The following is an 11,928-nucleotide window of genomic DNA, read 5'->3' on the forward strand; positions in this document are numbered from 1 at the left end:
CCGGACCGGACAGCGCGGCAGGCCGGACCGGACAACCGCCGCGGGCCGGGACGGACAGCCGCCGCAGGCAGGGCCGGACTGCCGCCGCGGGCCGGACCGGACAGCCCCCCGCGGGCCGGACCGGACAGCGCGGCGGGCCAGGCCGGACTGCCGCCGCGGGCCGGGCCGGACGGCGGGTTCCGTTGGCATGGAGGCGGGGGTCGCCCCGGCCCTCACCCCTGCGGGCCGGACCCGGTCATCCAGCGGTCCGGGCGGGCCGTCGCGCGCGAGGTGTGGGAGCGGGCGGCCTGGTCGTGCAGGAGCTGCGCGGCCTCGGCGGCCGGCCGCAGCCGGGCGGTGACCGTGCCGTTCGCCCCGGTGTCCACGTCGACGTCGGCGACACCGCGGGCGCGGGCCCACGGGCCCTGGGTGAACCGGACGCTCTGCACCTTGGCGTGCGGGACGATCTCCGTACGGCGGCACAGGCGGCCGTGCCGGGCGGCGAACACCTGCGGGGAGAGCGCCAGGGCGTAGCCCTTCCACCAGACCGGGACCACCCAGCGCGATCCGGTTTCCGGGGAGCCCGAGTAGGACAGGCCCGCCAGATCCACCCCGGGCAGGACCCGGGCGATCACGGCGTACGCGTCGGCCCGGGAGGCCACCGGCACCAGGACCTCGTTCTTCGACCCGGCCACGGCCAGCTCCACGCGGACCCGGTCGCTGCGCCGCCACAGCAGCGGCTCCACGATCCGTACGGTCTGCACGCGCCCGGGCGGCACGGTCTCGTGGGCCCGGTCCAGCATCCCGTGGTCCAGGCGCAGCCCGTCCGGGGACTCGGCGACCCGCCAGTCGTACTCGGTGAGGAACCGGCCGACGGTGCCCGCCCACACCGCGCCCAGCATCGGGAGCAGGGTGGCCACGGCCACCCACGTGCTGGAGCTGAACCACCACACGACGAACGGCGCCACGAGCCCGCCGGCCAGGGCCGCCCAGACGCCGAGGCTGAGCATCAGCGACACCGCGAGCTCGCGCGGGGTCACCCGCAGCAGCTCGCGCTGCGGCGCCTCGCCCAGGCGCACCGCCTCCTCGGGGGCGAAGCCCGCCGCGCGGGCCAGGAGCTCGGCGCGCAGGGCGACGGCCTCCTTCTCACCCAGGAAGGACAGCTGGTCCTTCTCCTCGGTGCCGATGACGTCGAGCCGCAGGCTGGCGACTCCGGTCAGCCGGGCCAGCAGCGGCCGGGTGACGTCCACGGCCTGGAGCCGGTCCAGCCGGATGTGCGCGGTGCGGCGGAAGAGCAGCCCGGTGCGGATGCGCAGCTCGGTGTCGGTCACCGCGTAGTGGGTGAACCACCAGCTCAGGAACCCGTACACGCCGAACACCAGGAGCACGCCGGCCAGCGTGACCAGCCGCAGGGGCGTGGACAGGTCCGCGACCCAGCGCGCCGCGCGGTCGCCCTGCTGGGCGAGGACGCCGACCGTCGCGGCGATCGGCACCCAGGCGCGGCGCAACGGTGTGAAGGGATGCAGCCGGCGCTCGTCCACCGCCCCCGCGGCACCCGCGGCACCCGCGGCACCCGGACCGCCGCCCACCGGACCGGGGCCGCTCGCCCCGCCGCTCACCGGACCGGCGGTCACAGGCCCGCCGACCTTGCCTCGCCGAGCGCGGCGAGGCGGTCACGCAGCCGCTCCGCCTCCGCCGGTACCAGCCCCGGGATCCGGGCGTCGGTCGCGGCCGCCGCCGTGTGCAGCTGCAGGGAGGCCAGGCCGAAGCGCCGCTCCACCGGGCCGGAGGTGACCTCGACCAGCTGCATCCTCCCGTACGGGACCACCGTCTGCTCCCGCCACAGCACCCCGCGGCTGATCAGCAGGTCGTCGGCGCGCTCCGCGTAGCGCCAGGACCGCCAGTTCCGCCCCAGGAGCACCCAGCCCCAGACCCCCACGGCGAGCCAGAACCCCCCGGCCGCCGCCCACGCCGGGCCCACGAGCAGGCCGAACAGCAACCCCGTCGCCACCGCGAGCAGACCGCACCAGAACGCGAGCAGCGTCCGGCGCATGGTGAGCAGCCCGCCGGGCAGCCCCACCCACCGAAGGTCGCTCGTCTCACCCTTCGTCCCCGTATCCATCCCCCCAGCGTAGGGCTGAGACAATGCCCGCATGACGGAGACCACGGTCGGCATCGGCGGAGCGGCGGAGAGCACCGACATGGTGCTCAACATCGGCCCCCAGCACCCTTCCACGCACGGCGTGCTGCGCCTGCGCCTCGTCCTGGACGGCGAGCGGATCGCCGTCGCCGAACCGGTGGTCGGCTACATGCACCGCGGCGCCGAGAAGCTCTTCGAGGCCCGCGACTACCGGCAGATCGTCATGCTCGCGAACCGGCACGACTGGCTGTCCGCGTTCTCCAACGAGCTGGGCGTGGTCATGGCGGTCGAGCGGATGCTCGGCATGGAGGTCCCCGAGCGGGCCGTGTGGATGCGGACCCTGCTGGCCGAGCTGAACCGGGTGCTGAACCACCTGATGTTCCTCGGCTCGTACCCGCTCGAACTGGGCGGGATCACCCCGATCTTCCATGCGTTCCGTGAGCGCGAGGAGCTCCAGGCCGTCATGGAGGAGATCTCCGGCGGCCGGATGCACTACATGTTCAACCGGGTGGGCGGCCTCAAGGAGGACCTCCCGGCCGGCTGGCTCGGCCGGGCCCGCGCCGCGATCGCCGACGTCCGCACGCGGATGGACGTCTACGACAAGCTGGTCCACGGGAACGAGATCTTCCGCGGCCGCACCCGCGGCGTCGGCGTCCTGTCCGCCGAGGCGGTGCACGCGTACGGGGTCTCCGGCCCGATCGCCCGTGCCTCCGGCGTCGACTTCGACCTGCGCCGCGACGAGCCGTACCTGGCCTACGGCGAGCTCCAGGACGTCCTGAAGGTGGTCACCCGCACCGAGGGCGACTGCCTGGCCCGCTTCGAGTGCCTGCTGGACCAGACCCACAACTCGCTCGACCTCGCCGTGGCCTGCCTGGACCGGATGGCGGAGCTGGCGCCGGGGCCGGTCAACCAGCGCCTGCCCAAGGTCCTGAAGGCGCCGGAGGGGCACACCTACGCCTGGACCGAGAACCCGCTCGGCATCAACGGCTACTACCTGGTCTCGAAGGGCGAGAAGACCCCGTACCGGCTGAAGCTGCGCAGCGCCTCCTACAACAACATCCAGGCGCTGGCCGTGCTGCTGCCGGGGCAGCTGGTCTCGGACATGGTCTCGATCCTGGGCTCCCTGTTCTTCGTGGTCGGCGACATCGACAAGTAGGCCCGGTCCAAAGGAAGCAGGGGATTCCGCGGCCGGCCCGGCGGCGGGCCGACGCGGCACCCGCGCGGGACTGATGTCGGTGCGGCAGGGCAGACTTGGCGCATGTCCCACTCCCCCCGCCGGGCCTGCCCCGCCTGCGGCCGCGACTGCGCCGTCACCGCCGGCCGCATCGCCCGCCATGACCCGCCCGGCCCCCGGGACCGCGCGGATCTGGTGTCGTGCCCGGGATCCCGGGCGCGGGTGGTGATCGGCGCCTCCGCGCCGACGCTGGACGGCTTCGTCCTGCCCGAGTTCCCCGGGCAGTTGCCGCTGTTCTGAGGCCGCCGGCCCGCCCTCGGGTACGGCACCCGGCCCGCCCGCGGGTACAGCACCCGGCCCGCCCGCCCTCAGGCCGCTCCGGCGGCCAGCAGCCCGATCAGCCGCGAGCTGCTCTCGGCGCCGAACCCGGCGTCGACCCCGCGGCGGTACAGCTCGGCGTGTGCGGCCAGGATCGTGGTGTCCACGCCGGAGTCGGCCGCGGTGTGCAGGATGTGCTCGACACTGGCGGCGCACATCGCCAGGCGCTCCTTCTCGCCGCGGTGGTCGTCGGCGTCGACGAGCGCGGCGCTCCCGGTGTAGAAGCCGCGCATGGTGTCGGCGGTGTAGCCGGCGTAGGGCAGGATGTCGGACGCCGTCAGGCCGTTGGCCCGGGCCACGGCGACCGCCTGGTACCAGCCCGTGTAGGCCGTCCAGAACAGGATCATGTTGAGCTGGTAGTAGAGCTGCGCGTAGCCGGGGTCGGCGCCGCGGTAGTCGGTGGCGGCGAGCAGGTCGAGCGCCGTACGGTGCTCGTCGTAGACCTCCCTCGGGCCGCTGATGAAGATCGAGGAGCCCTCCTGGCCGATGCCGGTGGGCGGTACGTTGACCCCGCCGGTGAGGTACGCCGCCCCGCGCTCCTCGGCCCACCGCGCGGCCGCGCGGGCCTTGTCCGGGAGGTCGGAGGAGAGGTTGGCGAGCACGCGGCCGGTGAGGTCGGTGTCGCCGAGCGTGCCGTACATCGCCTCCACGTCGATGAGGCTGAGGACGACCAGCCGGCTCGCGGCGACGGCCTCGGCGGTGTCCGCCGCGCTGCGCGCGCCGCGGGCCACGAGCTCGGCGTCCTTGCCGGCGCTGCGGTTCCACACGGTGACCTCGTAGCCGGCGTCGAGGTAGGCGGCGGCCATGGCCCGGCCCATCGGACCCAGCCCGACCACGGTGACCTTGCTGTCCTTGATGGTGTTCACGGAGCTCTCCCCCAGGAGTGAGTGACTAGAACGAACGCTCTATCCAGCGCTCGGTACGACCGTAGCACGGGACTAGAACGAGCGCTCTATCCAATTCTCCGGGTAGGATCCGGCCATGGTGGCAACAGGGACGAAGACAGAGCTGGGAACGCGCGAGCGGCTGGTCCGCACCGCCTCCCGCCTCATGCAGCACGGCGGTTACGAGAACACCCCGGTCAAGCAGCTCGTCCGGGAGGCCGGGGCCACCCTGGGCTCGCTGTACCACTTCTTCCCGGGCGGCAAGCAGGAACTGGCGGTGGCCGCGATCCACTTCGGCGACGAGGAGTTCGGCGCGCTGCTGCGCGCGGGGCTCAGCGCGCACCCCGACCCGGCGGAAGCCGTGGAGGCGGTCACGGGCCTGCTCGCGGAGGCCCTGGAGGCGTCCGACTGGCTCGACGGCTGCCCGGTGACGGCCACCGCCCTGGAGACGGTCGGCCGCCTCCCCGAGCTACAGGCCGCCTGCGCCCGGGCCTTCGCCAACTGGCAGGAGCTGGTGGCCGCGAAGCTCGTGGCCTCCGGCTACCCGGAGGAGGAGGCGCGGGACCTGGCGATCACCGTGGTGAACACCCTGGAGGGCGCGGAGATGACCTCACAGGTCACCCGGAGCCGGACCCCGCTGCTCGTGGCGGGCCGGCACCTGGCCCGGCTGGTGGCCTCGTACCGGCCCTGACCGCGGCCACACCGGGCCGGGCGGAACGGGGCGGGGCGGGGCGGCAGGACGCTGACGCTGAAGGTGACGGGAGCTAGGAGATCGCGGTGCGCAGCCGGACCACGTCGATGGGCTCGGTCTCGTCGTGGGCCGTCAGGTCGATGACCTGACCCGCCGCGCGGGTCTCGTCGGTCGGCTGCTTGAACTCCGGCTCGCCCGTCTCCCGCGCGGACTCCGCCTTGTGCACGGCGAGGGCCTCGGCGCCCACGACATCGGCCAGGTCCTCGTTCTGGACCGCCTCGATCGCCGCGCGGGCCTGCGCCGAGTTCTTCGTGCCGAAGAAGTCGAAGCCGCCCTCGACCCGGGAGGCCGTACGCCGCTGGGCCGCGTACGGGGCCACGGCCGCCGCCGGACGGCGGGCCGGGACGGAGGCGGCGGTGGCCGTCGCCGACGTGGGCAGCTCCCCCACGGCCCGCGCCCCGGGCAGCGCGCGCTCCTGGGCCTTGCGGGCCAGCGCCGCCATGGCCGCGTGGGCGCGGGCGTAGCCGACGGAGGTGGGCGCGCCCGCCGAGGTGCGCTCCTCGGAGACGGCCGGAAGCTGCTTCGGGTCGGCCGGGGCCGTGGTCGTCGAGGCCTCGATGGCCAGCAGCCGGCGCTTCTCCAGCGCGCTGGCGCGCTCGGTCTCGGCGGTCGCGTAGCGACGCAGCAGTGCCGCGTGCTCACCCCGCAGGCCCGCCAGTTCGACGCGCTTGGCGCGCAGCTTGGCGTCGAGCCTGGCCCGCAGCGCCCGGGCCTCTTCGAGGTCGGACTCCAGCTCGGCTATCCGCTCGTCGGTGCGCCACTCGTCCTTGACCCGCTCGCGGGCGAGTTCCGCCACCCGGCGGCCGGCGGCGCGGTCCCAGGCCCGCATCACGACGGCGGCCGCGATCCCGGCGGCCGCGGCGACGGCCACCAGGAGCCTCAGCGCGGTGGAGTCGTCGGGGCCGGCCAGCAGCCAGGCGGCGCCGGCACTGGAGACGGATACACCTGCGACGGCCGTCGGCGTGAGCAGCCGGTGCAGGGGTTCGGGATTGCGGTGGCGTCCACGGGGCATGGCCTGAAATTTACAGGGCGTGGGGGTCGTGCGGGATACCCACCCGGCAATCTGTTCCCGGGCAGTTACCCCGCATTCCCCTTCGACCGGTTGCCGCTACTTCTTCAGAAGGCCCTTCGACTCCAGGTAGGTCTTCGCGACGTCCGCCGGCTTGGCGCGCTCCGCGTCCACCTTCCGGTTCATGTCGACCAGGTCGGCGGTCGTGAGCACCTTGGTCAGCCTGTCCAGCGCGGCCGCGACCTCGGGGGCACCGGCGTCCTTGGCGTTGACCACCGGGAGCACGTTGTCGGCGTTCTGGAGCTTCTTGTCGTCCTCCAGCAGGACCAGGCCGAAGCTGTCGAGGGTGGCGTCCGTGGTCGTGGTGAGCACGAGCTGGTCGACGCCGTCCTTGACGGCCTGCTTGGCCTGCGGGGTGCCGACACCCTTCGGGTCAATACCGGAAACCTGAATTCCGTATGTCTTCGTCAGACCGGGGCCGCAGAAGGGACGGACCGCGCATTCGTCACCCGCCGCGATCTTCACCTGCAGTCCCGACTTTCCAAGATCGGAAAGGGACTTGAGGTTGTTCTTCTCGGCGAATTCCTTGGTCACCGCGAATGCGTTCTGGTCGACCGCCGCGCCCGCGGGCAGTACCTTCAGCCCGAGCGGGGCCGCGAGCTTCTCCAGGCCCGCCACCGTCGCCGCGACGTCGCTCGACGCGACCGGCTTCTCCTCGGGCGCCTTCGGCCCGTTGACCTTGGCGTTGAGGAACTCCGCGAGCGTGGCCGCGTACTCCGGGACGACGTCGATCTCGCCCTTCTCCAGCGACGGCTCGTACAGCTCCCGGTTGTTGACCGTCTTGACGGACGTGCTGTAGCCCGCGTCCTTCAGGACCTGTGCGTACAGCTCCGCCAGCACGTTGGACTCGGTGAACCCGGCCGCGCCGATCACCAGGCTGCCCTTGCCGTCCGTGGCCGGGGCCGCGGCGCCGCCGTCCTTGCTCTTCTCCAGGCTGTCACCGCCGCACGCGGCCAGCGACACCGTCAGGGCCAGGGCGCCCAGGGACGCGCCGAGGACGCGCGTGGTCTTGGTCATGGACTTGCTCCGTTCGAAGAGAGGAGAAAGAAGAGAGGAGAAAGGGGACGGGACGGGAGGGGGACGGGACGGGGGACGGGAATCAGCGGTGGGCACCGGTCCCGGGCAGCAGCCGCTCCGCCGCCACCAGTACGCCCTCCACCAGCAGCGCCAGCGCCGCCACGAGCAGGGCCCCGGCGACGACCTGCGGGGTGTTGTACGTGTTGAAGCCGGCGGTGATGATCCGGCCGAGACCGCCCTGGCCGACCATGGCCGCGATCGTGGCGGTGGCGACGACCTGCACGGCACCCGAGCGCAGCCCGGTCATCACCAGGCCGCGCGCGAGCGGGAGCTCCACCCGCCAGAAGAGCTGCCCTCCGGACATGCCCATCCCACGGGCGGCCTCGACCACCGAGCGGTCCACCTCGCGCATGCCGACGTACGCGTTCGTCAGCAGCGGCGGTACGGCGAACAGCACCAGGGCCGACACGGTCGGCAGGTAGCCCGCGTTGCGCAGCGGGGAGACCATGAAGAGCGCCAGCACCGCGAAGACCGGAACGGCCCGGCCGACGTTGGAGACGTTGACGGCGAGGGTGCCGCCCCGGCCGAGGTGCCCGAGGTACAGGCCGACCGGCAGCGCGATCGCGCAGGCGATCGCCAGGGCGATCCCGCTGACCCAGGCGTGCTCGGCGAGCCGGTGCCACACGCCGTTCTCCCCCGCCCAGTTGGCACCGTCCGCGAGCCAGTCCCAGGCCCCTGCCACCGCACCCACGCCGTCAGGCCCCCTTCGCCGGTGCGGCCGGCCGGGCGCCGGCCCGGGTCCACGGCGTGAGCAGCCGCTGCAGGCCGAGCAGCAGCAGGTCGGCGGCGAGCGCGAGCAGGACGCACAGCACCGAGGCGGTGAGCACCTGCGCCTTGAAGGAGCTGCTCACCGCCGGCGCGATGAGGTTGCCCAGACCGCCCTTGCCGACGATGGAGCCGACCGTGGTCAGCGCGACCGTCGAGACCGTGGCGATGCGGACCCCGGCGAGCAGCGCGGGCAGCGCCAGCGGCAGTTCGACCTGCCACAGCAGTCGCCCGGGGCCGTACCCCATGCCGCGCGCGGCCTCCCGCACCTCCTCGGGGACGGCCTCCAGGCCGGCCAGCGCGTTGCGGACCAGGATGGTCAGCGAATAGAGCACCAGACCGGTCACGACCAGCGCCGCCGAGAGCCCGAAGACGGGCAGCAGCAGAGAGAACATCGCCAGCGAGGGAACCGTGTAGAGCAGGGTGGTGAAGGTGAGCACGGGCGCCGCCCAGTGCCGGCCGCGGCGCGCCAGCAGGGCCAGCGGCACGGCCACGAGCAGGCCGATCAGGACGGACGCGCCGGTGATCCACACGTGCTCGACGGTGGCGTCGGTGAGCTCCCGGGAACGGGAGGTGACGTAGTCCCAGCAGATCCAGTCGTTCGCCACCAGGCAGTTCTGCCCCGACACGCATCCCACCCCCCGTCACCAAACGTACACATGCTCGACCGTACGGTCGTGACCGACCCTAACCCGCAGCACTCCCGGTGGCCGGAATCTTTCGCAGGGGGCACCACTCCCTTCACGTTCGGACGGCGCCCGTGAGGAAAGATGGGTACGTGATCCGATTCGAGCATGTGACCAAGCGCTACCCCGACGGGACGACGGCCGTCGAGGACCTCTCCTTCGAGGTGGCGGAGGGAGAGCTGGTCACGCTGGTCGGACCGTCCGGCTGCGGCAAGACGACCACGATGAAGATGGTCAACCGGCTCATCGACCCGACCTCCGGCCGGATCCTGCTGGGCGGCCAGGACATCGCCGCCGCCGACCCGGTCGAACTGCGCCGCCGGATCGGCTACGTCATCCAGCAGGTCGGACTCTTCCCGCACAAGACCGTGCTGGAGAACACCGCGACCGTGCCGCAGCTGGTCGGCACCCCCCGGGCCGCGGCCCGCGCCCGGGCCGCGGAACTGCTCGAACTGGTCGGGCTGGACCCGTCGGTGTACGGGAGCCGGTACCCGGAGCAGCTGTCCGGCGGGCAGCGCCAGCGCGTCGGCGTGGCCCGCGCACTCGCCGCCGACCCGCCGGTCCTGCTGATGGACGAACCCTTCGGCGCGGTGGACCCGGTCGTGCGCGAGCGGCTCCAGAACGAGTTCCTGGCCCTGCAGCGGACCGTGCGCAAGACGATCCTGCTGGTCACGCACGACCTGGAGGAGGCCATCCGGCTCGGCGACCGCATCGCCGTCTACGGGACGGGCACCATCGAGCAGTTCGACCGCCCGGCGGCGGTGCTGGGAGCCCCGGCCACCCCGTACGTGGCCTCCTTCGTCGGCGCCGACCGCGGGCTCAAGCGGCTCGCCGTCACCCCGCTCGGGGCCGAGGACCTGGCACCGGCGGAGGGGATGGAGCCGCGGACGTCGGTGGCGCTCGGCGCGACGCTGCGCGAGGCACTCGCCGCACTGCTCCAGGAGGACTCGGGGCGCATCGGCGTCACCGACCCGGACACCGGCGAGCTGGCCGGCGTACTGACCCCGGAGGGCGTCCACCGGGCGCTGCGCCGGGCCGAGTTGCAGGAGGCATGAATGCCTGTTTCTGATCTGTAGTGCTTTCTGTCACCGGAAATGGCTGCAGACGAGGCGTCCGAGGTTGCCTGGGGGCGGGGCCGTCGAGGACTGGCTCTGGATGATATCGACGGAGCCGTTTCAGGGTAGGCCCGCATTTCGCGCTTCGGACGGCTCCGGTTCAGGGGGCGTTCGTAGGAGGGGAAGACGGCTTGGAGTTCTCCGGGGTATTGGAAGGGGACGCCGGTTCCTGAAAGCGTCCTGGTCCGGTCTCGACCTCTTCGACCTGAGTGTGACCACTGAAGAATGTCCATGCCAGAACCGCTAGAAGGGTCGTGCTCAAGACCCCGATGCCCCACCGAGTCCATCGCATCGCCTGCCTGTGATTCAGTAACACGAGGAGCCAGGCAGTCCATACCGTCACGCTGAAGATGATCCACGGGGTGAGGGCCCCGGCCTTGAACTGGTGGATCAGAACGATCCGGTCGACCAGGGTCGTGAGCACAACCGTGTAGCAGGCGCTGAGTGTGGCGAGGGTGCCCAGGACCCACAAGGTCATGCGTTCACGTGTGCTGCGGCGCTCGTCCATGACCGTCTTTCCTCCTGGGATGGATGCCCGAATGGTGCAGGCCACGGTTTCACATGGCCCGCACCAGGGTCGAGGGCTAGGAAGCGCCCAGGCCGACGGTCACAGTCTCGGTGACGTTGCCCTTCTCGTCGACGCTGGTGGTTCGGATCCCACCAGTGGTGCCGTTGATCCTGGTCGGCTTGGAAAGCGTGGCGTCGACCATCACCAGCTTGCCGTTACGGTCCTTGACCGGCTTGCCGCTGGAGTCGGCCTTCGGGAGCTTGGCCGGGGACTTGTTCAGGCTTTTGCCCTTGACCCACTCGGGTTCCGCGGGAGCGTCGCTTCCGCTGGCAGCCAAGGAGTTGTCCGGCAGCCAGTGGTAGCCGGACCAGTTGGTGACGTCCCAGCCGACCCACTGGTTGCCTTCCTGCATGCCAGCGAGGTTGATCAGGCCGTAGTAGCCGGCCCCGCACATCCCGCCGCTGGGGGCCGTCCAGCGCAGCTCGAACGTGGCGGCGGGTGCGCTGTTGTAGTACCACTGGTCTGTGCGGTTGCAGATCAGCCAGTCCCCGTCGTACCACTTGTAGATGATCATGCCTTCTGCGAGCTTCCCAGTGTTGCGCTCCCAGCCGAGTATGCAGTCCAGGGGGTTCGCGTCGATGTCGGCCTGGGAGCGGGACTGCCCCTTGAAGTAGCCGCCACCGGTTGAGCCGTGGGACGTCTCAGAGTAGTTCCAAAGACAGAGGGAGGAGTCGGCGTTCGCCCACACCATCTCCGCGTAGTAGACGTAGTGGGCTTGCGCTGAGGTGGAAACAGCCAGGGTGATACCGCAGGCTGCGGGTATAGCGAGGGCTCGGATCAGGTTTCTTGCACGCAAGATGTCTCCTTGATCGTCGATCGCGCTGACAACGACGGCTTACATCTCTGTGACTCAGATGAATCGGGACTCGCCCGAACCATCGGCCCCTCGCGATGCGTTCGCTGCAAGGCTCACTTTGAACCCGTGGGCTAAACGATTGCTAAACGAGCTCCCGATGTCCCAGTACCGAGCTGAGGTTCTTCTTCTGGGTGATACGTCGGGTCATGAGAGTAATGGCGGCCCAGGTGATGAGGGCTTCGCTGTGCTGGACGAGTCGTTCGTAGTCGCGGGCATAACGGCGGGCTTGCATGATCCACGACAGGCTGCGTTCGACGACCCAACGCCGCGGGAGGACGACGAATCCGGTGGCGTCCTTGGGCCGGCTGACGGTCTTAGTGACTGCTCCCCCGGATAGATCCGGGGGCTTCTCGTCAAGCTGGTTGAGCTTGACGACGGGCCAGCCCGGCCTGCAGAACGTTGGAAGCCCCCACGACGTCGGCGTGCGCCTGGTGGCCGCAGGCGACGCAGTGGAACTTCTCCTGTGTGGGCCGGTTCTCCGCGCTG

14 protein-coding genes and 1 pseudogene are annotated in these 11,928 nt (G+C 71.6%); 4 read left to right on the forward strand and 11 right to left on the reverse strand.

Going from position 1 to position 11,928, the window contains the following annotated elements; all coding sequences use genetic code 11:
* Positions 1-212: 212 nt before the first annotated feature.
* Positions 213-1,613 (reverse strand): PH domain-containing protein, encoded by a 1,401-nt coding sequence (locus ACIPXC_RS29915; protein WP_401624312.1) that lies wholly within the window; start codon positions 1,611-1,613, stop codon positions 213-215.
* Positions 1,610-2,101: a PH domain-containing protein gene (locus tag ACIPXC_RS29920; protein WP_401624314.1), complete on the reverse strand. Its 492-nt coding sequence runs from the start codon at positions 2,099-2,101 to the stop codon at positions 1,610-1,612. Before ACIPXC_RS29920 ends, ACIPXC_RS29915 begins: the two co-directional genes overlap by 4 nt.
* 31 nt (positions 2,102-2,132) lie before the next feature.
* Here ACIPXC_RS29920 and ACIPXC_RS29925 point away from each other — a divergent pair, with 31 nt between their 5' ends.
* Complete coding sequence (locus ACIPXC_RS29925) at positions 2,133-3,275, forward strand: NADH-quinone oxidoreductase subunit D (RefSeq protein ID WP_401624316.1); 1,143 nt, start codon at positions 2,133-2,135, stop codon at positions 3,273-3,275.
* A gap of 102 nt (positions 3,276-3,377) precedes the next feature.
* Positions 3,378-3,593 (forward strand): hypothetical protein, encoded by a 216-nt coding sequence (locus tag ACIPXC_RS29930; RefSeq protein ID WP_401624318.1) that lies wholly within the window; start codon positions 3,378-3,380, stop codon positions 3,591-3,593.
* A gap of 68 nt (positions 3,594-3,661) precedes the next feature.
* Here ACIPXC_RS29930 and ACIPXC_RS29935 read toward each other — a convergent pair whose 3' ends face one another.
* The gene (locus ACIPXC_RS29935) at positions 3,662-4,537 is read right to left on the reverse strand and encodes an NAD(P)-dependent oxidoreductase (protein WP_401624320.1); all 876 of its coding nucleotides are present in this window, start codon (positions 4,535-4,537) and stop codon (positions 3,662-3,664) included.
* 115 nt (positions 4,538-4,652) lie between these two features.
* Between ACIPXC_RS29935 and ACIPXC_RS29940 the strand changes: the two genes are divergently transcribed.
* Positions 4,653-5,246 (forward strand): TetR/AcrR family transcriptional regulator, encoded by a 594-nt coding sequence (locus ACIPXC_RS29940; protein ID WP_401624322.1) that lies wholly within the window; start codon positions 4,653-4,655, stop codon positions 5,244-5,246.
* 73 nt (positions 5,247-5,319) lie between these two features.
* On the opposite strand, the gene ACIPXC_RS29945 is transcribed toward ACIPXC_RS29940, so the two are convergent.
* The 4 genes from ACIPXC_RS29945 to ACIPXC_RS29960 form a co-directional block, all read right to left on the reverse strand.
* The gene (locus ACIPXC_RS29945; RefSeq protein ID WP_401624324.1) at positions 5,320-6,318 is read right to left on the reverse strand and encodes a hypothetical protein; all 999 of its coding nucleotides are present in this window, start codon (positions 6,316-6,318) and stop codon (positions 5,320-5,322) included.
* 96 nt (positions 6,319-6,414) lie between these two features.
* Positions 6,415-7,392: an ABC transporter substrate-binding protein gene (locus ACIPXC_RS29950; protein ID WP_401624326.1), complete on the reverse strand. Its 978-nt coding sequence runs from the start codon at positions 7,390-7,392 to the stop codon at positions 6,415-6,417.
* Between the two features lie 82 nt (positions 7,393-7,474).
* Positions 7,475-8,143, reverse strand: coding sequence for an ABC transporter permease (locus ACIPXC_RS29955; protein WP_401624328.1), 669 nt, complete (start codon positions 8,141-8,143; stop codon positions 7,475-7,477).
* A 4-nt stretch (positions 8,144-8,147) separates the two neighbouring features.
* Entirely contained in the window at positions 8,148-8,846 is a 699-nt protein-coding gene (locus ACIPXC_RS29960) for an ABC transporter permease (RefSeq protein ID WP_401624330.1), read from the reverse strand.
* 149 nt (positions 8,847-8,995) lie between these two features.
* Between ACIPXC_RS29960 and ACIPXC_RS29965 the strand changes: the two genes are divergently transcribed.
* A complete protein-coding gene (locus ACIPXC_RS29965) occupies positions 8,996-9,958 on the forward strand; it encodes an ABC transporter ATP-binding protein (protein WP_401624332.1) in 963 nt (320 codons plus the stop codon).
* Between the two features lie 160 nt (positions 9,959-10,118).
* Here ACIPXC_RS29965 and ACIPXC_RS29970 read toward each other — a convergent pair whose 3' ends face one another.
* The 4 genes and pseudogenes from ACIPXC_RS29970 to ACIPXC_RS29985 all read right to left on the reverse strand — a co-directional run.
* Positions 10,119-10,526 (reverse strand): hypothetical protein, encoded by a 408-nt coding sequence (locus ACIPXC_RS29970; protein ID WP_401624334.1) that lies wholly within the window; start codon positions 10,524-10,526, stop codon positions 10,119-10,121.
* 76 nt (positions 10,527-10,602) lie between these two features.
* Positions 10,603-11,382: a hypothetical protein gene (locus ACIPXC_RS29975; RefSeq protein WP_401624336.1), complete on the reverse strand. Its 780-nt coding sequence runs from the start codon at positions 11,380-11,382 to the stop codon at positions 10,603-10,605.
* 142 nt (positions 11,383-11,524) lie between these two features.
* Positions 11,525-11,758, reverse strand: a pseudogene (locus ACIPXC_RS29980) (transposase); the annotation flags it as partial.
* 37 nt (positions 11,759-11,795) lie between these two features.
* Positions 11,796-11,928: zinc ribbon domain-containing protein (locus tag ACIPXC_RS29985; RefSeq protein WP_401624344.1), on the reverse strand; the 133-nt coding region annotated here is incomplete at its 5' end.

It is taken from the genome of Streptomyces sp. NPDC090021 (assembly GCF_044748225.1).
Classification (GTDB): domain Bacteria; phylum Actinomycetota; class Actinomycetes; order Streptomycetales; family Streptomycetaceae; genus Streptomyces.